17 protein-coding genes are annotated in these 20,566 nt (G+C 64.3%); 11 read left to right on the top strand and 6 right to left on the bottom strand.

Annotated features, from left to right (window positions below; genetic code table 11):
- From N7333_RS15385 to rfbB, 6 genes are all read right to left on the bottom strand, one after another.
- A partial coding sequence (locus tag N7333_RS15385; protein WP_279859055.1) for a sigma-54 dependent transcriptional regulator occupies positions 1 to 1,083 on the bottom strand: 1,083 nt, incomplete at its 3' end.
- Positions 1,080 to 2,894 carry an ATP-binding protein gene (locus N7333_RS15380; RefSeq protein ID WP_096825303.1) on the bottom strand — a complete coding sequence of 605 codons (1,815 nt, stop codon included), beginning with the start codon at positions 2,892 to 2,894 and terminating at the stop codon, positions 1,080 to 1,082. The genes N7333_RS15380 and N7333_RS15385, both read right to left, overlap by 4 nt.
- A 52-nt stretch (positions 2,895 to 2,946) precedes the next feature.
- Entirely contained in the window at positions 2,947 to 3,810 is an 864-nt protein-coding gene (gene rfbD, locus N7333_RS15375; RefSeq protein ID WP_129482443.1) for a dTDP-4-dehydrorhamnose reductase, read from the bottom strand.
- A complete protein-coding gene (gene rfbC / locus N7333_RS15370; RefSeq protein ID WP_004374071.1) occupies positions 3,807 to 4,355 on the bottom strand; it encodes a dTDP-4-dehydrorhamnose 3,5-epimerase in 549 nt (182 codons plus the stop codon). Before rfbC ends, rfbD begins: the two co-directional genes overlap by 4 nt.
- Positions 4,352 to 5,224, bottom strand: a complete 873-nt coding sequence (gene rfbA, locus N7333_RS15365) for a glucose-1-phosphate thymidylyltransferase RfbA (RefSeq protein WP_129482444.1) — start codon at positions 5,222 to 5,224, stop codon at positions 4,352 to 4,354. Before rfbA ends, rfbC begins: the two co-directional genes overlap by 4 nt.
- A 156-nt stretch (positions 5,225 to 5,380) precedes the next feature.
- Positions 5,381 to 6,442: a dTDP-glucose 4,6-dehydratase gene (gene rfbB, locus N7333_RS15360; protein WP_129482445.1), complete on the bottom strand. Its 1,062-nt coding sequence runs from the start codon at positions 6,440 to 6,442 to the stop codon at positions 5,381 to 5,383.
- Between the two features lie 415 nt (positions 6,443 to 6,857).
- On the opposite strand from rfbB, the gene N7333_RS15355 reads away from it, so the two are divergent.
- From N7333_RS15355 to N7333_RS15305, 11 genes are read left to right on the top strand one after another with little or no spacing between them, the layout of a single operon-like run.
- Positions 6,858 to 8,291, top strand: a complete 1,434-nt coding sequence (locus N7333_RS15355; RefSeq protein WP_096825307.1) for an undecaprenyl-phosphate glucose phosphotransferase — start codon at positions 6,858 to 6,860, stop codon at positions 8,289 to 8,291.
- A complete protein-coding gene (locus tag N7333_RS15350; protein ID WP_129482446.1) occupies positions 8,291 to 9,748 on the top strand; it encodes a mannose-1-phosphate guanylyltransferase/mannose-6-phosphate isomerase in 1,458 nt (485 codons plus the stop codon). The genes N7333_RS15355 and N7333_RS15350 overlap by 1 nt, the downstream gene beginning before the upstream one ends.
- Positions 9,748 to 10,659: a glycosyltransferase family 2 protein gene (locus tag N7333_RS15345; RefSeq protein ID WP_129482447.1), complete on the top strand. Its 912-nt coding sequence runs from the start codon at positions 9,748 to 9,750 to the stop codon at positions 10,657 to 10,659. The genes N7333_RS15350 and N7333_RS15345 overlap by 1 nt, the downstream gene beginning before the upstream one ends.
- A 29-nt stretch (positions 10,660 to 10,688) precedes the next feature.
- A complete protein-coding gene (locus N7333_RS15340; protein WP_004374045.1) occupies positions 10,689 to 11,456 on the top strand; it encodes a polysaccharide biosynthesis/export family protein in 768 nt (255 codons plus the stop codon).
- A 20-nt stretch (positions 11,457 to 11,476) separates the two neighbouring features.
- Positions 11,477 to 13,471 (top strand): exopolysaccharide transport family protein, encoded by a 1,995-nt coding sequence (locus N7333_RS15335; RefSeq protein WP_129482448.1) that lies wholly within the window; start codon positions 11,477 to 11,479, stop codon positions 13,469 to 13,471.
- Entirely contained in the window at positions 13,471 to 14,661 is a 1,191-nt protein-coding gene (locus tag N7333_RS15330; protein WP_129482449.1) for a glycosyltransferase, read from the top strand. The genes N7333_RS15335 and N7333_RS15330 overlap by 1 nt, the downstream gene beginning before the upstream one ends.
- Positions 14,651 to 15,985 (top strand): cellulase family glycosylhydrolase, encoded by a 1,335-nt coding sequence (locus N7333_RS15325; protein ID WP_129482450.1) that lies wholly within the window; start codon positions 14,651 to 14,653, stop codon positions 15,983 to 15,985. The genes N7333_RS15330 and N7333_RS15325 overlap by 11 nt, the downstream gene beginning before the upstream one ends.
- Before the next feature lie 8 nt (positions 15,986 to 15,993).
- A complete protein-coding gene (locus N7333_RS15320) occupies positions 15,994 to 17,211 on the top strand; it encodes a glycosyltransferase family 4 protein (RefSeq protein WP_279859054.1) in 1,218 nt (405 codons plus the stop codon).
- The gene (locus tag N7333_RS15315; RefSeq protein WP_129482452.1) at positions 17,202 to 18,305 is read left to right on the top strand and encodes a glycosyltransferase family 1 protein; all 1,104 of its coding nucleotides are present in this window, start codon (positions 17,202 to 17,204) and stop codon (positions 18,303 to 18,305) included. The genes N7333_RS15320 and N7333_RS15315 overlap by 10 nt, the downstream gene beginning before the upstream one ends.
- Entirely contained in the window at positions 18,302 to 19,744 is a 1,443-nt protein-coding gene (locus N7333_RS15310) for an O-antigen ligase family protein (protein ID WP_129482453.1), read from the top strand. The genes N7333_RS15315 and N7333_RS15310 overlap by 4 nt, the downstream gene beginning before the upstream one ends.
- Positions 19,741 to 20,562 (top strand): acyltransferase, encoded by an 822-nt coding sequence (locus N7333_RS15305; RefSeq protein WP_004374030.1) that lies wholly within the window; start codon positions 19,741 to 19,743, stop codon positions 20,560 to 20,562. The genes N7333_RS15310 and N7333_RS15305 overlap by 4 nt, the downstream gene beginning before the upstream one ends.
- Positions 20,563 to 20,566 lie beyond the last annotated feature (4 nt).

The raw sequence follows: 20,566 nt of genomic DNA, 5'->3' as shown, positions 1-20,566 counted from the left end.
CAGCAGCAGGGCACGCTGACCCGGCTGCAGCTCTCGCGGCGGCAGCGCATGGCGGGCGGCGGCGCTTTCGGCGAAGTGCTGGAACAGCAACAGGGCGTCCTCGCCGCGCTCGCGCAGTGGTGGAATGGACAGCGGCGCGACGTTGAGGCGGTAGTAGAGGTCGGCGCGGAAACGCCCGGCATCGGCGGCCTGGCGCAGGTCTTCCTTGGTCGCGGCGATCACGCGGATATCCAGCGGGATCAACTGGTTGCCGCCGAGGCGTTCGACCACGCGCTCCTGCAGCAGGCGCAACAGCTTGACCTGCACGTCCAGGCTCATGCTCTCGATCTCGTCGAGGAACAGGGTGCCGCCATTGGCGAACTCGAACTTGCCGATTCTGCGTTTCTGCGCGCCGGTGAAGGCGCCTGCCTCGTGGCCGAACAGCTCGCTCTCCACCACCGATTCGGCCAGCGCACCGGCGTTGATGGCGACGAAGGGGCCGTCGCGGCGGCTGGACAGATCGTGCAGGGCGCGCGCCACCACCTCCTTGCCGGCACCGGTTTCGCCGAGGATCAGCACATCGGTGGCGATGCCGGCCAGGGCGGCGATCTGCTCGCGCAGGCGCTGCATCGCCGGCGACTGGCCGACCAGACGCCCGGCCAGTTGCTGGCGGTCGTTGAGCGCCATGCGCAGGCTGCGGTTGTCCAGTACCAGGCGGCGCAGTTCCAGGGCGCGGCGCACGCTGTCGAGCAGCGCCTCGTTGGCGAAGGGCTTTTCCAGAAAGTCATAGGCACCGGCGCGCATCGCCTGCACCGCCAGCGGCACATCACCGTGGCCGGTGATCAGCAGCACCGGCAGCTCGGTGTCACGCTCGCGCAGTTGCTGCAGCAGTTGCAGGCCGTCGATGCCGGGCATGCGGATATCGCTGACCACCACGCCCGGCCAGTCAGCCGGAATACGCTGGGCCAGGCCCTGGGCATCGCCCAGGCTGAGCACCTTGAGTCCGGCCAGGTCGAGGGTCTGGCTGAGCGCCTGGCGCAGGTGGGCATCGTCGTCGATCAGCAGAACCTGAATGCGGCTGTCGATGGCGCTGTCGCTGGTCATGGCGAAGGGTCCTCAGAAGGTTGCAGGTTGACGCCGGGGCTGGCCAGGCGCAGGCGCAGGGTGATCAGCGCGCCGCCCGCCGGATGATTGGCCAGCAGCAGCTCGCCGTCCAGGGCGCGGATCAGGCTGTCGCAGATGGCCAGGCCGAGCCCCAGGCCCTGAGCGCTGGTCTTGGTGGTGAAGAAGGGTTCGCGGGCGCGCGCCAGGGATTCGGCCGAGAAGCCCGCGCCATTGTCGCGCAGCAGCAGCTCGAGGTGCTGGTCCTGTTGCTGCACGCTGATCCAGATGCGCCGCGGTGGCGCCCTGTCGCTCAGCGCGTCCAGGGCATTGCCGAGCAGGTTGCCGAGCACCTGGCGCAGGCGCGTTTCGCCGGCCTGGACCCAGAGCGTGGCGTCCGGCAGGTCGCGGATCAGCTCCACATCCATGGCCCGGCGGCGTTTGGCGAGCAGGGCGAGGGCGTCGTCCAGCGCCGGCTGCAGGGCGACTCGCTCCGGGGCGTGCTGGTCACGGCGGGCGAAGGCGCGCAGGTGAGCGATGATCGAGGCCATGCGCTCGGTTAGCTCGCTGATCAGCTTGAGATTGGCGCGGGCGTCGTCGTTGCGCTGGTGGTCGAGCAGGGTGCTGGCATTCTCGGCGTAGCTGCGAATGGCGGCCAGCGGCTGGTTTAGCTCATGACTGATGCTCGCACTCATGGTGCCGAGGGCCGACAGCTTGCCGGCCTGGACCAGTTCGTCCTGGGCGCGCACCAGTTCCTGCTGGGCCTGCTCGCGCTCCAGCACTTCCTGTTTCAGTCGGCTGTTGAGGAGTTCCAAGTCGTGCGTGCGTTCGGCCACGCGCTGCTCCAGTTCGGCCTTGGCGCGGGCATCGAGGGCGATGCGTTCGAGGTAGTGGCGGCGGCGCAGGATCAGCAGGCCGAGCAACAGCAGCAGGGCCAGCAGGGCCGCGGCGCCTACCGCTACGGCGCTGCGTACCGGGCGGTCGAGCAGCACGCGCGGGGCAAGGATGCTCACCGTCCAGCCGGTCTCTTCCAGTGCGCGGCTTTGCGTCAGCCAGGCGTCCGGATCGAGATTCAGGGCTGGCGGGGCCTGGGTCGGGTAAGGCTGGTTGGCGGCGATGGCGGCCTGCTCGACACGATCGAGCGGGCGGCTGGCGTGGAAGCGCCAGTCCGGGCGCGAGGTGAGAATCACCACGCCATTGGTATCGGTGACCAGCAGCTGCTCGGGCGTATTGCCCCAGAGGGTCTCGGTGTGGTCGAGGTCGACCTTGACCACCAGTGCGCCGATGTTCTGTTCCCCTTCGCGCACCGGGTAGGCAAAGTAGTAGCCGCGCTTGCCGGAGGTGGTGCCGAGGCCGAAGAAGCGTCCCAGGCGTCCGGCCAGGGCTTCGCGGAAATAGGGGCGGAAGGCGAAGTTGCCGGCGACGAAGCTGTCGGGTTTGTCCCAGTTGGAGGCGGCCAGGGTCAGGCCACGCGGGTTCATCAGGTAGATCACGTCGGCGCCGGTCTGGCTCTTCACCCGGGCCAGCAGGCGGTTGGCGTTGTCCAGCACGGCGGGGTCTTCCGGAGCCTGCAGGGCGGCGCGCAGACCGGGCAGGTCGCCGAGGATCTGCGGCAGCACCTCGTAGCGGCGCAGCGTGCCGAGCAGGTTGGCGACATACAGGTCCAGCGTCTGCCGATTCTGCTCGATCAGCACCTCACGGTAATAACGCTCGGCCAGGTAATGCACCGGCCACAGCAGCGGAGCGAGCAGCAGCGCCAGCAGCACAAGGCTGCGCCAGCGGAGGCGTCGGGGCGTGGCGGGGATCGAGCTCATGGAAAACTGCGCCGGGATGATCGGCGCATTATGCACGTTCCGCCGGGAGCCTTCAGTTCATGCGTTGCAGGCAGGCGTCCAGTGCCGCGCGCCAGTCCGGCAGGCGAACCTGCCATTCCTGTTCCAGGCGCTCGCCATCCAGGCGCGAATTGAGCGGGCGCTGCGCCGGCGTCGGGTACTCGCTGCTGGGGATGGGGCGCAGCCTGGCGCAGGGCTTGCCGGCCGCACGCAGGCGCTCGGCGATGGCGCTGGCGAAACCGAACCAGCTGGTTTCGCCCTGGCAGGTCAGGTGGTAGGTGCCCCAGTGATGGCGACCCTGCTGCCACTTGTCGATCAGCTCGGCGGTGGCGCTGGCGATACTGCCGGCCCAGGTCGGCGCGCCGATCTGATCGTCCACCACGCTGAGCTCCTCGCGTTCCTGCAGCAGGCGCTGCATGGTCAGCAGGAAGTTGCGCCCGTGCTGCGAGTAGACCCAGCTGGTGCGCAGGATCAGGTGGTCGCAACCGCTGATGCGCAGCGCCTGTTCGCCAGCCGCCTTGCTGGCGCCATAGACACCCAGCGGGTGTGGCGTATCGGCCTCGCGGTAGGGTGTGGCCTTGCTGCCGTCGAAGACGTAGTCGGTGGAGTAGTGGATCAGCGGGATGTCCAGCTCGAAGCAGGCATCGGCCATGACGCCCGGTGCCTCGGCATTGACGGTGAAGGCCAGCTCGCGCTCCTGTTCGGCCTGGTCGACGGCGGTATAGGCCGCTGCATTGATGACCAGTGCCGGGCGCTCGCGCAGGATGGTTTCACGCAGACTGTCCGGGCGCGACAGGTCGAATGCCTGACGGCCAAGGCTGACCAGTTCGTGCTCGCGCAGGGCCAGTTGCAGTTCGCGGGCGACCTGGCCGGTGTGGCCGCTGATTAGGATCTTCATGCGAATGTCTCGGCGTCCTGCAGGCTCAGGCCCTGCTGGTCCTTGGCCGACAGTTGCGGCGTCAGCCCGTCCAGCGGCCAGTCGATGGCCAGGCGCGCATCATCCCAGCGGATGCAGCGCTCATGGGCGGGGGCGTAGTAGTCGGTGGTCTTGTAGAGGAACTCGGCGTACTCGCTGAGCACCAGAAAACCATGGGCGAAACCCTCCGGCACCCATAGTTGGCGCTTGTTCTCGGCCGACAGATGCACGCCGACCCATTTGCCGAAGTTCGGTGAGCTGCGCCGCACATCCACCGCCACGTCATAGACCTCGCCAGCGCTGACCCGCACCAGCTTGCCCTGGGCCTGCTGCAACTGATAGTGCAGGCCGCGCAGCACCCCACGCGCCGAGCGCGAGTGGTTGTCCTGGACGAATTCGCGGTTCACCCCGGTGGCTTCAGCAAAGCGCCGCGCGTTGAAGCTTTCGTAGAAGAAGCCGCGCTCGTCGCCGAATACCTGGGGTTCGAGAATCAGCACTTCCGGTAGTGCAGTTGCGATGACTTTCACAACGACTCCTCCGCCAGTTTGTACAGGTACTGACCGTAGCCGGTCTTGCCCAGTGCCTTGGCGCAGGACAGCAGCTTTTCGCGATCGATCCAGCCCTGTTGATAGGCGATTTCCTCCAGGCAGGCGACCTTTAGCCCCTGACGCTTTTCCACCGTTTGCACGTAGTGCGAGGCTTCGAGCAGGCTGTCGTGGGTACCGGTGTCGAGCCAGGCGAAGCCGCGGCCGAAGCGCTCCACACGCAGGCTCCCGCGCGCCAGGTAGGCATTGTTGACGTCGGTGATTTCCAGTTCGCCGCGGGCGGACGGTTTTACGTCCTTGGCGATCTGCACCACGTCGTTGTCATAGAAGTACAGGCCGGTCACGGCAAAGCTGGATTTGGGATCGGCCGGCTTCTCCTCGATCGACAATGCATTACCGGCGGCATCGAACTCCACTACCCCGAAGCGCTCGGGATCGCTCACCCAGTAACCGAATACCGTGGCGCCGCTCGGCTGGCTGGCGGCGCGTAGCAGCATTTCCGTGAAGTGCTGGCCGTGGAAGATGTTGTCACCGAGGATCAGGCATACCGAGTCGTCGCCGATGAACGACTCGCCGATCAGGAAGGCCTGAGCCAGGCCATCGGGAGAGGGTTGCTCGGCATATTGCAGGTCGATGCCGAACTGGCTGCCATCGCCGAGCATCTTCTGGAAGTTGGGCAGGTCTTGCGGAGTGGAGATGATCAGGATCTCGCGAATGCCGGTCAGCATCAGGACCGACAGCGGGTAATAGATCATCGGTTTGTCGTAGATCGGCAGCAGTTGCTTGGACACGCCGAGGGTGATGGGGTGCAGCCGGGTGCCGGAGCCGCCGGCGAGGATGATGCCTTTCATTATTCCTGCTCCTTGGAGCCTGTTTAGGATCTCGCGAGCTAGAGCCATGCAAGGCAAAAACAGGCGAGGAAGCGGAGTTTACGAGTTGTAAATGAGCATTCTGAGCCTGTTTTTAACGCAGCAGGGCCGACGCGCAGCAGATCATCAACAGGCTCCTTAAAGTGCGCCGAGTCGCTCGCCCTGATAACTGCCATCCTGCACGCGGCGGCACCAGTCGAGATTGTCCAGATACCACTGCACCGTCTTGCGCAGCCCGCTCTCGAAGGTTTCCTGTGGCACCCAGCCCAACTCGCGTTCGATCTTGCCGGCGTCGATGGCATAGCGCAGGTCATGACCTGGGCGGTCCTGCACGTAGGTGATCAGGTCTTCATAGCGCGCCACGCCGGACGGCTTGTGCGGTGCCAGCTCTTCCAGCAGTGCGCAGATGGCGCGCACCACATTGAGATTCTTCTGCTCGTTATGCCCGCCGATATTGTAGGTCTCGCCCACCTCGCCTTCGCAGACCACCTTGAGCAGCGCCCGCGCGTGATCCTCGACATAGAGCCAGTCGCGCACCTGCTGGCCGTTGCCGTACACCGGCAGCGGCTTGCCTGCCAAGGCGCTGAGGATCATCAGCGGGATCAGCTTCTCGGGGAAATGGTACGGACCGTAATTGTTCGAGCAGTTGGTGATCAGCACCGGCAGGCCGTAGGTACGCTGCCAGGCGCGCACCAGATGATCGGAGGCCGCCTTGCTCGCCGAATAGGGCGAGCTGGGCGCATAGGGAGTGGTTTCGGTGAAGAGGTCATCGACACCGTGCAGATCGCCATAGACCTCGTCGGTGGAGATATGGTGGAAGCGGAAGGTCGCCTTGCGTTCGGTGTCAAGCTGCTGCCAGTAAGCGCGGGTGCTTTCCAACAGGGCATAGGTGCCGACGATATTGGTCTGGATAAAGGCCGCTGGGCCATCGATGGACCGGTCGACGTGGGATTCGGCGGCGAGGTGCATGATGGCGTCGGGCTGAAACTCGGCCAGTGTCTGCGTCACCAGTGCGCTGTCGGCGATATCGGCACGGACGAAGCGGTAGCGCGGGCTGTTGGCTACTTCAGCGAGCGACTCCAGGTTGCCGGCATAGGTCAGTTTGTCGAGGTTGAGCACCTCATGCTCGGTGTGACGGATCAGATGACGGATCAGAGCCGAACCGATAAAGCCGGCACCGCCGGTGATCAGGATACGCATGGATGATGCCCTTTACCTATGGAACATGAACGCTAGTCGTCGCGGCGGATAATAAGGCAGTCACTCAAAATAGGGGAGGAAAGCTGCTGTGCCGCTCGTGTCACTTGGTTGCCGGCGCCTACCTGTCGCCTCCTCACTAACCCGATCATAGCGGCGCCGCCAGGCGACCCGAGCGCGTTTTCGGCCATGGGATGTCTGGTCCGAAGACGCTTGGCAGCGGCGCTTATCTGACGCCAATTTTTAACTGCATCCTAATATCGGAAGGATGTTGAAATGCCATCATAAAAGTGGTTAAGTCGCACCATAACAGAAGCGACGGCATTCTGTCGTATCGCGTGCAAAACTCTTTCTGCTGCCTTTTTTCTGTCGCCAGCGGGCGAAGCGTCCTCGGAAGATATGGCGGGGGTAAACCATCATGCGTCAGCTTTTGCACGGTAGCTCATTGCTGGCACGTCCTGGCTTTGTCCAGTATTTCCTGGCGGGAATGCGTCTGGTGCATGGCTTTACCGCCGCGCTGCCGGGCTTGCTGCTGCTGTTGTGGTTATCGGAAGAGCGCGCCCTGACGCAAAGCTACAGCGCCGTTCTGCTGTTCTTCGGAGTGCTGACGGTCCTGATGTTTCAAGCGCTGGACGTCTATTCGGAAGATATCTTCAGCAATCTGTTGCGCTTTCGCGTGATGTTTTTCGCCTGGTCGGCGGCGTTCTGTCTGCTGCTGTTCATGCATCAGGCGCTGGAGATGTTCGGCTTCATGGAAGGGCACCTGCTCGCACTGTGGTTTTTTGTCAGTTTATTGGCATTTGGTGCGGAGCGCCTGCTCGTTCTGTCGTTATTCAGGCGCTGGGTCGGTGCCGGGCAGTTCCTGCAGAGTGCCGTGATTCTCGGTGGTACCGAAAATGGCGTGCGCTTGGCCGAGCACATGTCGCGTCACTGCGACATTCGCTCCGGTCTGATCGGATTCATCGATGATCGTATCGGGCGTATGCCAGACACGCTGGCAGGCTTGCCGCTGCTGGGTGACAGCCGTGACCTGGAGAGTCTGATCCGCCGCGAGCGGGTCACTCAGGTGCTGGTGGCACTGCCCTGGTCGGCCGAGAACCGCATCGGCCAGATCGTGCGCGAGCTGCGCAAGTTGCCAGTCAACGTTTTGCTGGTACCGGACATGCTTGCCTTTCGCCACGCACGCAACCGCATCACCGAGGTGGGCGGGCTGCCCATGTTCAACGTATCGGAGCGTCCGCTGGATGGCTGGTCGCCCCTGATCAAGCGCCTCGAGGATCTGGTGCTGGCGAGCCTGGCGCTGGTACCGGCACTGCCGGTGATGGTGCTGGTGGCATTGGCCATCAAGCTCGACTCGCCCGGCCCGGTCCTGTTCCGGCAGAAACGTTACGGCTACAACAATCGCCTGATCGAAGTGTTCAAGTTCCGCTCGATGTACTGCGACCGCGCCGATGCCAACGCCGAGCGCCAGACCACCCGCGGCGATGATCGTATCACCCGGGTCGGCCGCTTCATTCGCAAGACCAGCCTCGACGAGCTGCCGCAACTGTTCAACGTACTGCTCGGCAGCATGTCCATGGTCGGGCCTCGCCCCCATGCCACGGCGACCAAGGCGGCCGGAATCCTGTTCGAGGAAGCGGTCAAGGAGTACACCGCGCGGCATCGTGTGAAGCCCGGCATCACCGGCTGGGCGCAGATCAATGGCTATCGCGGCGAAACCGATACGCTGGAAAAGATCGAGAAACGTGTCGAGTACGACCTGCAGTACATCGAGAACTGGTCGGTCTGGTTCGACCTGTACATCCTCTTCCGCACCTTGCCTGCGGTCATCTTCACCCGCGAGGCCTACTGATGAGCACGCTGATTCCCTGCATCGTTGCCGGTGGTGCCGGCACCCGTCTGTGGCCGGTATCGCGCGAGGCCATGCCCAAGCCTTTCATGCGTCTGGCCGATGGTCTCAGCCTGCTGCAGAAGACCTTCGAGCGTGTCGCTGGCCTGGATGATGTGGCCAGGATGCTGACGGTGATCAATCGGGAGCTGCTGTTTCGCACCCTGGACGACTACCGGCCGTTGAATCGTCGGCGCCTGGGGCTGGATTTTCTCCTCGAACCGATGGGGCGCAACACGGCACCGGCGATTGCCGCGGCAGCGTTGCACGCCGTTCGTCACTACGGTGAGGAGGCGCAGTTGCTGGTGCTGCCGGCCGATCACCTGATTCGTGATCAGCAGGCTTTCGTTTCCGCGGTGGCGCGCGCGCGCGATCTGGCCGAGGCGGGCTGGCTGGTCACCTTCGGCATCCGCCCCGGCCATGCGGAGACCGGTTATGGCTATATCCAGCAGGGTGAAGCGTTGGAGGCCGGTGGGTATCGCGTAGCCAGTTTCGTCGAGAAGCCCGACCTGCAGACCGCGCAGACGTATCTGGAGGGCGGCGAACATCTGTGGAACGCCGGCATGTTCTGTTTCCGCGCCGACGTGCTGCTGCGCGAACTTCGCGAACATGCGCCGCAGGTCGTCGAGGGCGTGGAAAGATGCCTGGCACTGAGTGGGTCCGTCGAAGGCAAGCAGGGCAAGCAATGTGAGCTGGATGCGCCCAGTTTCGCCGAGGTAACGGATATCTCCATCGACTATGCCCTCATGGAGCGTTCCTCCAGGGTGGCTGTCGTGCCTTGCGACCTGGGCTGGAGCGACATTGGCTCGTGGCAGGCGCTGCGCGAGCTGACGCCGGCGGATGCCAATGGCAATCAGATCATAGGTGAGGCGGTACTGCACAACGTACAGGACTGTTACATCGATTCACCCAAGCGGCTGGTGGGCGCCGTGGGCGTGCGTGACCTGGTGGTGGTGGACACGCCAGACGCCCTGCTAATCGCCGACGCGCGCAGCACCCAGGACGTCAAGTTCATCGCCCAGGAGTTGAAGAAGCGCGGCCACGAGGCCTATCGCCTGCACCGTACGGTGACTCGCCCGTGGGGCACCTACACCGTGCTGGAGGAGGGGGCGCGCTTCAAGATCAAGCGCATCATGGTCCGCCCCGGCGAATCCCTGTCGTTGCAGATGCACCACCATCGCAGCGAGCACTGGGTAGTGGTCAGCGGTATGGCTCGGGTGGTGAACGGCGAGCGCGACTTTTTGCTCAACACCAATGAGTCGACCTTCATTCCCGCTGGGCACAGTCACCGCCTGGTAAATCCTGGGGTGATCGACCTGGTGATGATCGAAGTGCAGAGCGGCGAGTACCTCGGCGAAGATGACATCGTGCGCTTCACCGATATCTATGGCCGTGTGCCGGTGGCCGAGACGCTCAGCTGATGTCCGTTGCCCTGATCATTCCCACGCGCAATGCCGGTGCTCACCTCGAGCGCCTGCTGCCTGCGCTCGCCCGTCAGACCTTGCAGCCCGACGAGTTTCTGGTGGTCGACAGCAGTTCGCGCGACGACAGCGTGGCGCGTCTGCGAGGCGCCGGTGCGCGGGTCGAAGTGATCGAGCCGAGCCAGTTCAATCATGGCGGTACGCGGCGTTGGGCCAGTCAGCAGGTTGCAGCGGATGTGCTGATCTACCTGACCCAGGATGCCATTCCGGCAACGCCGGACACCTTTGCCCGCATTGTCGGCGCCCTGCATGGCGAGCCGGATATCGGCGTCGCCTATGGTCGTCAGCTGCCCCATGCGGATGCCGGTTTGCTGGGCGCGCAGGCGCGTCGTTTCAATTATCCGCCGGTCAGCCGGACCAAGCGCCTTGTCGATGCAGGCGAACTGGGGATCAAGACCTGCTTCAGTTCCGACTCCTTTTCGGTCTACCGACGTGATGCGCTGGAGGCGGTCGGCGGTTTTCCCGAGGACGTGATCGGCAGCGAGGACGCCTATGTGGCGGCGCGCATGCTGCTGTCCGGTTATGCGGTGCGCTATGCGGCGGATGCCGAGGTGCATCACTCGCATGATTACCGTCTGCTAGAAGAGTTCCGTCGCTACTTCGATATCGGTGTGTTCTACGGGCGTGAACGCTGGATTGGCGAGGCGTTCGGCGCGGCCAGCGGGGAGGGCCTTCGCTACGTCAAGGCTGAGCTGCAGGCTGTGCTGGCTGCGGGCGCACTCTGGCGCGTGCCGGAAGTGCTGCTGCGCACCGCGGCGAAACTGCTTGGCTACAGGATTGGACAGGGCGAGCGCTATCTTGATGTTGGCTTGAAACGCCGCCTTAGCATGTTTCCGGGGTACTGGAAGTGAATATTGGGGTCTGCAAGGAAAATTCCCTTATGAAAGCGTTTTTGCTGCTCATCGTGACGCTGGGCCTCACGGCCTGCACCACTCCGGCCCGTATCGGCCTACCCGACTCCGATACGCTCGACGCCGGGCACCACGCCGCGTTGACGCTTGCCGATCTACCGCCGGTGCAGGAGCGCATCCACCCTGGCGATACCTTGCGTATCGTCCGCGACAGCGGGGAAACCCCGACGATCTCAGCCTTTACCGCCAACTCCATCTACGAGCTGACGCTGTATACCGTGCTCAATGACGGCACCTTTTCCTACCCATTCATCGGCAAGGTGCAGGCGGGTGGCAAAACGCCGGAGCAACTGTCGGCCGAGCTCAAGGAGCGGCTGACGCCCTTTTACCGCGAGCCCGGCGTAACCGTGAACATCAACCAGGCGCCCGGCAATACCGTGTTCGTGGGCGGCTCCGTGCGCAACCCTCAATCCTATTCCACCAATGTCGTCACCACGCTGGAGCAGGCGATCGTCGCAGCCGGTGGAGTGGAACCCAACGCCGACAGCCGGCACGTCGCGCTGCTGCGATCCGACCCGGACGGCCGCTATCAGGCCTATTTCGTGGATTACAGCCAACTGCTGCAAGGCGGCGCGCAGGGGCGTCAGGCCGTGGCGTTGCAGCGCGGTGACGTGGTGTTCGTACCCAAGTCCGGCGTGGGCAACCGCATCGAGGGCGTCGACCTCTATCTCAATCAGTTAATCCCGTTCGTGAAATCCATTGGCATCGGTGCCAATTACGATCTCCGCCGCAACTAGTCGCTAGGGAACAGCTTCTCATGATCGAAATTCGTACATTCCGTGATCTGTTGCGCCTGTTCTTTATCTTCTTTCGGGAGTTCAAGCTGGCGGTAATCGCAACCCTGGTGGTGGTTCTCTTGGGCGCTTTTTTGTTGCCCACTTCCTATGAATCCAGCGCGCGCCTGCTGATCAAGCCGGGACGGGAAACCAGCACCCTGCCCATCGAGATGGCCGACCGCCAGGCGATCGTCATGCCCGGAGCCATGAGAGATCCCATTCTCGATGAAGAGCGCATGCTGACCGGCCGACCGATCAGTCGGCAGGTGGCCGAACGCTACCTCGAACAGCTGGCCAACGCGCCGAAACCCGATGGTTTCTTTGCCGCCATCAAGTACGGCGTGGGCCAGGTGGCCAATGGTGCGGTGGAGCTGGTGCGCGGTTTCCTGCAGCTGATCGGCCTGACGGAGAAGCAGACGCCGGTCGATCGTCTGGCCACCAAGCTGGAGAAGAAGTTCAGCGTGACGCACGCCAGTGGCTCTTCGGTGATGGAGATCAGCTTTCGCTGGAGCGATCCGGTCGTGGCGCAGGCGGTGGTGCAGAGCTGGGTCGAGCTGTACATGCAGGAGCGTACTCGAGCCCTGGGCCGCAAGAGCCTGTATGACTTCTATCTGACCCAGAGCCAGGCCAGCGAGAAGGAGATTCTCGGCTACAAGCAGCAACTGGCCGACAAGCTCAACGAGCTGGGGGCGGTGAGCATCGACGAGCACCTGCAGGACCTGGCCGAACGCATCAACCAGCTGCGCAGCGACCGCTTCTACACATCGCGCCTGATCTCCTCCACCGAGGGCAGCCTCGCCACCCTCGCCCAGCAGATCCAGGGGCTGCCAAAGGAAGTCAGTACGGTTCGCGAGCTGTCGCTCAACCCCGTGCACCAGAACCTGATGCGCATGCTCAACGACAAGCGTGCCGAGCGTCAGGACCTGCTTCGCACCTTCACCGAGAATGCGCCGCCGGTGAAGAGCATCGACGAGAACATTCTCTACCTGGAGCAGATGGTCAAGGCCGAGGCCGCGACCGTGCAGGCTTCGCAGAACCTCGCCCCGAACCCCATCGCCGAGCGTCTGCGCAGCAATCTCATGGATCAACAGGCCGACCTCGCCCGTCTCAAGGCGCAGCTGCTGCGCCAGGACGGTCATCTGGAAAAGCTCGAGCAGGACCGCGCCAGGGCTCTGGCGGCCGAACCGGAGCTGGCGCGCTTGCAGCGCGTACTGACGGCTGCAGAGCGAAACTTCGCGCTCTACAACGAGAGCCTGGAAAAAGCCCGCATCGATCGGGAACTGGACGACAGCCGCATCAGCAACATCGCCATCATCGAGCATGCGACGCTCAACCCGAGTCGGGTTTTCCCCAAGAGCCTGTTGATGATTTTCCTGGCGTTGCCGCTGAGCGTGCTGGTCGGCTTGCTGGTGCTCTATCTCTGCTACCTGCTCGATCAGCGTATTCATGATGGGGGGCGCATCGAAGAGCGCTTCTCCGTTCCGTTGTGGACCACCCTGCCCGAGATAGAGGAAGGCAAGCCGGGGCAGAACACCGCCTTCCTTGCGGCCTTGTATCGTTTGTATGGTCAGTTGCCGCTGGAGCGTATCGAGCAGCAGGGGCTGACCTTTGGCCTGACGTCCGCTCGCCGCGGCGAAGGCGTCAGCTTCATCGTCGAGCATCTGGCCAAGCTGCTGGCCGAGCGCGGGCTGAAGGTGCGCGTCGACGGTGAGCAGCCATGCCAGGCTGGCGAGGTCGTGCTGCTCGATGCCTCCGGCCTGCTGTCCAACCCGCAAGCCTTCGTGCAGTTGCGCCACGCCGACCTGATTGCCCTGGTGGTGGAAGCGCAGAAGAGCACGGTTCCGACCGTCGAGCATGCGCTGGGTGTGCTCTCCACGGCGTTTGGAAAGGTCGATGGCGTGATCATCAATCGCCGCCGCTTCGAAGTGCCGACGCGGGTGCTGCAACTGATCGCCACAGCCAGAGGCGCCGTTTGATGCGCATCGCCCTGCTTGCACCGCTGCCGCCCGAGCAGACCGGCATAGCCGACTATGCCGCGCATCTCAAGCAGGCGCTGGAGGCCAAGGGGGTCGAGGTGATGACGCCCCTGGCAGGCTGTGGCAACGAGCCGCGAGATGCCGAGGCACGTATCGCGGCCTTCGATTGGCAGGGTATCGACCTGGCGCACGGTGAGCTGGGTGGCGGGCGCCTGGCCGAGTTTCATGCCTTGCGCACGCTGCGTCAGTTGCGGCCGGAGCTGCCCTTGAGCGCGACGGTGCATGATCCCGAGCGCCTGGTGTGGCGACGTGCACAGCTACCCTGGCCGCTGTCTCTAGTGCAGGGCATGCCATCGCCGCTGCCGCAGATGGCGACGGTGATGGCGGATCCGCTGTGCCTGAGCGAAGAGCGCAAGCTGGCGCAAAGCATCGATCGTCTGGTGACGCTGACCCAGACCGGGGCCGGCTACCTGCGCCGTCGCATGCGCTTGCCGACAGAGCAGGTGCGGGTCATCGCCCATGGCAATCAACGTATCGCTGAGGTACCGCTGCCGCCCACAGAGCCCCTGCGTCTGCTCTACTTCGGTTTCATCTACCGCGGCAAGGGCATCGAGGATCTGCTCGACGCCCTGGTGTTGCTGCTGCGCCGCCAGCCCTCCCTGCGTGGGCAGCTGCGCCTGACGCTGGCGGGCGGCAGCGAGCCGGAGACCGCCTTTGCGCCCGGAGGCTCCTATCTCGATGAGCTGCGTCGGCGCATTCGGGGTGAGGGGCTGGATGAGTTGATCGAGTGGGACCTCGACGTGCCGGCGGCCGCCATACCGGCCTTGATTCAGCGTCATCACGTCATGGTTCTGCCCTATCGTGAGTCGAGGAAGCTGCGTCTTCTCGGCTCCATGCGCGGGACCAGCGGCGCCCTGTCGTGGGCGGTGGCCTGTGGGCGCGGGGTGATCACCTCGGATGCGCGATCCTTCGCCGAAGAAGTAGCCAGCGGCAATGGCGCGATGTATCCGCAGGGTCGGGCCGACGCCCTGGCCGAGCAGCTGGCGCGCCTTCTGGCCGAGCCGGGTTTGGCCGCGCAGTGGGCCGAGCGCGCCCGGCTGATAGCCGCCGAGCGGGCCTGGGACATCACCGCCGAACGCTTCGTCCGGCACTTTGAAACCCTGCGCGAGGTGATGCCGCATGTGGCGTAGAACTGTTTTCCTGCTCCCCGCGGTACTCGTGCTTGGCGTCGTCCTTCTGACCCTGCCCTGGAGCCGCCAGGCCGAGGCCGAGGTGACCACGCTGAAGGCGCCGGGGCCGCTGGTATGGCGCGACTTCCTTGGCGTCAACGCGCAGTTCCACTTCTTCGAGCCCGCCATCTATCAGGCGCAGATGCAGCAGTTGAACGAGCTGGGCCTGGAGTGGGTGCGAATCGCCATGCACTGGGCGTACCTGGAGCCGCAGCGCGGGCAGTTCAACCTGACCGCCTTCGACCCCATGGTCGAGGCCATGCAGAAGCATCAGTTGAAACCGGTTGGCTTTCTGGTCGGGTCGGCGCCTTTCGCCACCACCGCTCCGGCCGATTCCCCCTATCAGGATTCCTTCCCGCCCAAGGACAATGCCCTGTACGGCGAGAGCCTGGTGCGCTTGGCCAAGCACTACGATGCCTTCGAGGCCTGGCAGGTCTGGAACGAGCCGAACATATTCCCTTTCTGGCGGCCCAAGGAAGACCCGCAGGCTTACGCCAAACTGCTGTTCCAGAGCGCCGATGCCCTGCGCGCCCATGTCCCCGGCAAGACCGTGGTGGCGGGGGGCATGGCCTACTACAGCAACATGCCCTCGCATGGCGGCGCGCTGATGCTGCAATCCCTGCTGCAGATGGGGGTGGCGCAGAAGAAGCTGGTGATGGCCTACCACCCCTATACCGAACTGCCCGAGGGCGCCTCGCCCAAGCAGCAGGACTATCTGCAGCACTCCAACTTCATCAACAGCGCCCTGCGGGCCCACGGAATCGAGCAGATCTGGGCGACCGAGTGGGGCTGGTCCAGTTACAGCGGGCCCAAGGAAATGCAGGCCATCATCGGCGTCGACGGGCAGGCGGACTATACGTTGCGCCGACTGGCGCTGATGAGCGCGCAGGATTTCGACCGCATCTTCCTGTTCAATCTCAGCGATCTCGATAGCCGCGCCGGCCCGCGTGACCAGGGCTATGGCCTGCTGGATCTGCAGGCGCGACCCAAGCCGGTGTACAACGCCCTGGCCAACCTGCTCAAGGTCACCGGTCCGCGCCTGGAGCCGAGCGACGCCCCGCGTTTCGAGCAGGCGCCAAATGACCTGTACAACGTCACCTGGACTCGCCAGGACGGCAGCCACGTGTGGATGTTCTGGAGTGCCAGCGGCAAGCAGCTCCGCCTTCCGGCGGTGCAGCGCGCCACCCTGCACGATCCGCTCACCGGAGAACAGCGCGAGCTGCAAGGTGGCGAGGGGGTGGTGGTGCCGCTCAAGTCCAGTCTGCAACTGCTGGTCTGGCGTTAGGAGCGAGCATGCGCATCCTCTGGATACTGCCTTACTCGCCCTGGCCGACCAGCAGTGGCGGCAAGACGCGTCAATATCAGCTGATCCGCAGTCTGGCGCAGGCCGGTCATCGCATCACGCTGCTGGTGCAGAGCAAGACGCCGCTCGGTGATCAGGAGCGCGAGGCGCTGTCGCCCTGGCTGGAGCGCCTTGTCGTGCTGCCGCGCCGCCCGCTGCGCAGCCCGGTTACGCTGCTGGCTGCCCTGTTCGCGCCCTATCCGCTGTTGGTCAGCATCAATGGCCTGGCGCCCCGTTTGCAGGCGGTGTTCAGCGACTTGCTGCAGGAGCGCTGGGATGTCATTCAGATCGAGCACAGCTACAGCTTTCAGCCATACGAACGTCTGCTGCGGCAGTCGGGCCAGCCATTCATCCTGACTGAGCACAACGTAGAGTCGGAGCTTGGTGCCGCTACCTACGACCGTTTTCCGTCGTGGCTGAGATGGTTCGTGCGTCTGGACCAATGGCGCTACCGCAGGTGGGAGCGCCGCGTGCTTGCGCAGGCGCAACAGGTGGTCAGCGTGACCGAGGCCGATGCGCAAGTGCTGTCAGCGCTGTCACGCCACCCGAGCCAGGTGGTGGTCAATGGTGTCGACTGTAGCCACTACGCCTCGGTCAGCCCGGACTACCACTCCCGGCGCTTGCTCTTCATCGGCAACTACGAGTACCCGCCCAACGTGGATGCCGTTGAATGGGCGCTCGACGCGGTAATGCCGCTGCTTTGGCAGCAATGCCCCGACGTCCGCTTCGTGATCGCGGGATTCGCCATGCCCGCACATTGGCCTGAGCGCTGGAACGATCCGCGGATCGAGTGGCATGGTTTCGTCCCCGATCTGCGAGAGTTGCAGCGCAGCGTCAGCATCTTCTTTGCGCCCCTGCGGCAGGGCGGCGGTTCCAAGCTCAAGGTCCTCGAGGCGATGGCCGCGGCTTTGCCCGTGGTGACCACGGCGCAGGGGGTGTCCGGCCTGGCGGTAAGCGACGGCGTGCATTACCGCAGGGGCGAGGATCCGCATGGCCTGAGCGCCGCGCTGGTCTCACTATTGCACGCACCGAGCGAGGCGCAGGCCGTCGGCGAGGCCGGACGCGGCTATGTCGTCGCCGAGCACGACTGGTCCAAGGCGGCCCGCCAGCTGGAACAGGTCTACACCACCATCAAGCAGGAAAAGGACGGCATAGCGGCATGCGTGTAGCACTGGATTACCGCCCGGCGATCAGCTTTCCCCATAGCGGCATAGGTCGTCAGACATTGGCGCTCGAGGGCGCCATCGCGGCGCTGCCCGGCGTGGAACTGCAGTTGTTCTCCACCGCTCCGGCCGAGCATCCGCTGCGCCAGCGGGCCCGCTGCCCCGATTGGCCGAGCCCTTTGCAAGGGGTGCACCGGTTGCCCTTGCGCCTGCGCTTCGAGGCGGGGTTCCTGCCGCGCGCGCTGCGCGAGCAGCGCATCGACGTGCATGTGAGCAACTTCAACATGGGCTTGCCGTTGCCGCCGCGACCGCCTGGTGTGCGCTATGTGTTGCAACTGCACGACCTGTTTCAGCTGACCCATCGTAACCGTCATGCCACATCGCTCAGGGCCATGGTCTATGGCGTGAGCGATCGCCTGTCGATCGGCTATTCCGTACGGGTCGCGGACCGCATCTGGACGCCTTCGCAGTTCACTGCCGACGAGGTGGCGCGCTATTTCCCCGCTGTGCGCGACAAGGTCCGCGTTCTGCCGAACCTGGTTTCCGATCTGGCGGACTCGGTGGAGTCCATCGACGCTCTCGGTCTGCCGCCGCGGTACTGGTTGGCGGTAGGCATTCGAGAGCCGCGCAAGAACATTCCCTGGTTCATCGAGGCCTGGCAGGCGGCCCGCCGGCAATGCGCGGCCGTGCCCGAGCTGGTGCTGGTAGGCGCGCGCGAGGAGCTCCCCCAGGAGCAGCGACAAGTGGCCGGGCTGCATGTCGTGCACGGCTTGAGTGATGCGCAGCTGCGGGCTCTGTACCAGCGTGCCGAACGCCTCTGGCAGCCGGCATATGCCGAGGGCTTTGGTCTGCCCGTGGTGGAGGCGCTTGGCCAGGGCACACCGGTGGCCGTTGCGCGCGGGTCGGCGCTGGACGAAGTCGCCCCCCCCGAGGCGCCGCGTTTTGATCCGCGCGATGGTGCGGCCCTGAGTCGTCTGATGGAAACCCTGGCGCAGGAGGCAAAGGGTGCCGGGATCGCATCGAAGGAGTGGGCTGCACGTTTTGCTGAAGCACCCTATCGGGCAAACGTGGCGCGGCTGTTGGAGGAGCTGAGGTCATGAGCATGCCGCTTGGCGTCCCTCTGGCATTGCTCTGTGGCGGCCTTTTCGGTGCGCTGCTCTGGGTACTGCCGGCCAGCAAACTGCTGGTGCTGCTGGCCGGCGCCGCGCTGGGGCTGACCATTCTGCGGCGGCCGCTACTGGGCTTGCTGCTGTTCGCGGTGGTGGGCACCTTTTTGCCATATTCGACGGTCAGCCTAGGCATTCGCACCACGGTGTCCGAGGCACTGCTGATGCTGGTCTGGGTCGGCATCTGGTTCCAGACCCTGCTGGGTGGCCTGCCGCGTGCCCCCGAGTCCCCCGGGCTTCCAGAGCGACTGGCCGTGGCCCTGGCCGTGTATAGCCTGTTTCCGTTGGTCATCGGGCAGGTCATGGTGGACGCCGAAGGCAATGGGCCGATCAACTGGATACGCTGGCTGTTCAACCTGTCCGCGCTGTTTCTGGTGGGGCGGCTGTTGGCCGAACGGAAGGCTCGAGAGCAGGTGGTCATAGCGCTCTTGCTGGGCACCCTGTTCATGCTCTTGCTGTCGATCCCGACCTTCCTGCGTGAGCGCTCGGCGACCAGCATGACGCCCATCCTGGCGGCCCTTGGTTACGGTTCGCTGGAGGTTCTCGGTGACAGCCTGATGGCCCTCGCACCGAGAATGGGCTCGCCCTGGATGCATCCCAACGCCACGGGCGGGGCGCTGGCTCTCCTGCTTCCGCTGGCGCTCTGTTACGGCCTGGCTCGTCGTGGCTGGCCGCGAGCGCTCGGCTTGGCCGTCACCCTGCTCGGCAGCATGGGGTTGCTGCTCACCGGATCGCGAGGCGCCTTGCTGAGTCTGGTGCTGATACTGGTCTGGATGGCGGGGCGGCGCGTGCCCTATGCCGGTCGTCTGCTGTTGATCGGCAGCTTCCTGGGCGTGTTGCTGACCTTGGCGTACCCGCCGTTGCAGGAGCGTCTGCTGACCATGTTCCTGACCAGCAACGAGAGCACCTCGGTGCGATTCGACGAATACGCCAACTTCCCTGCTGCCATGGCGGCTTACCCCTTCGGTGTGGGGTTCAAGGTCGATCCCCCGGTCCCGGGCAGCGGTCTATGGGGCATCTCCAATCTCTGGCTCAACTACATCTACAAGATCGGCCTGCCCGGCATGCTGCTATTCATCGCGGTGACCTGGAGCTGGTGGCGGGTCGTCCGGCCGCGCTCCAGAGTCATCCCGCTGACCGCCGACAACGCCATTTGGCTGGGTACGCTGGGCGGCCTGCTGGCGGCGCTGTTGAGCGGTTTGTTCGACCACTATTTCAGTTTCACCATGGTGCTGGTCGCACTGTTCTGGTTGTTCATGGGGCTCAATCTGCATGAAGCCCGGCGCTTGTACGGGGCCGAGGCGCGGGGGGCTGACGTGGATGAGGCAGGGCCGAATCAGGATTCCCCGGATAAGCAATGGAGGCGGCGATGAAACATCGCATGTACCACTCGAACAATCTGCGCCAGGCCCTGCCCGCGTATGCCCAGCGCCTGGGTTGTAGCGTCGAGGAGCTGGAAAGCGCCTACGACTGGATGCTGCAGAACGACGTCTGCTTCGAGCGCCAGATCAAGGATGACATGCTTTGCTCGATTTCCTACGTGAACATCGAGTCGCGTATCGAGCATCCTCTGGCAAGGCGTTTCTACGCCATGCTGGGCAAAGAACTGCAGGGTGCGCTGGTGCCGCTCTACGGGCTCAACTGGCCAACGTTGCGTGATCGCATGCTGCGTACCTGGGAGCAGATCTACAACATCTTCATCTGCAAGATTCCCAGCCACACTCTGCGTTTGTTCTGGCTGCGTCTGGGTGGCGCGAAGATCGGCAAGGGCTCGAGTGTCTGGCGCAATACGGAAGTGCTGGGGATGGACAGCCTGGTCATAGGTGAAGACAGCGTGGTGGGTTGGCACTGTCTGCTGGATGCACGGGGCGGCCTGACCATTGGCGATCATGTGACCATCGCATCCTACGTTCTGCTGATTGCCGGCGGGCACGATCTGGAGGCCCCCGAGTTCTGGGCCGTCGGTGGGCCGGTGAAGATCGGCAACTATGCCTGGATCTGCAGTCGGGCACTGCTTTCCTTCGGCGCGGACATTGGCGAAGGGGCGGTGGTTACCGGCCAGGCGGTGGTCGCCAAGCGGGTCGAGCCCTACAAGATCGTGGGCGGAAGCCCCGCCAAACCCATGGGCGAGCGTTGTCGCAATCTCAATTACAAGGTGGGGGGCAAGGGCCTCTTCACCCTGCTGCACTGACGCT

The sequence above is a fragment of the Pseudomonas sp. GD04158 genome, from assembly GCF_029834875.1.
Classification (GTDB): Bacteria; Pseudomonadota; Gammaproteobacteria; order Pseudomonadales; family Pseudomonadaceae; genus Aquipseudomonas; species Aquipseudomonas hydrolytica.
Note: the sequence above shows the minus strand (reverse complement) of the source record. Positions and strands in the feature narration are given on the sequence as shown.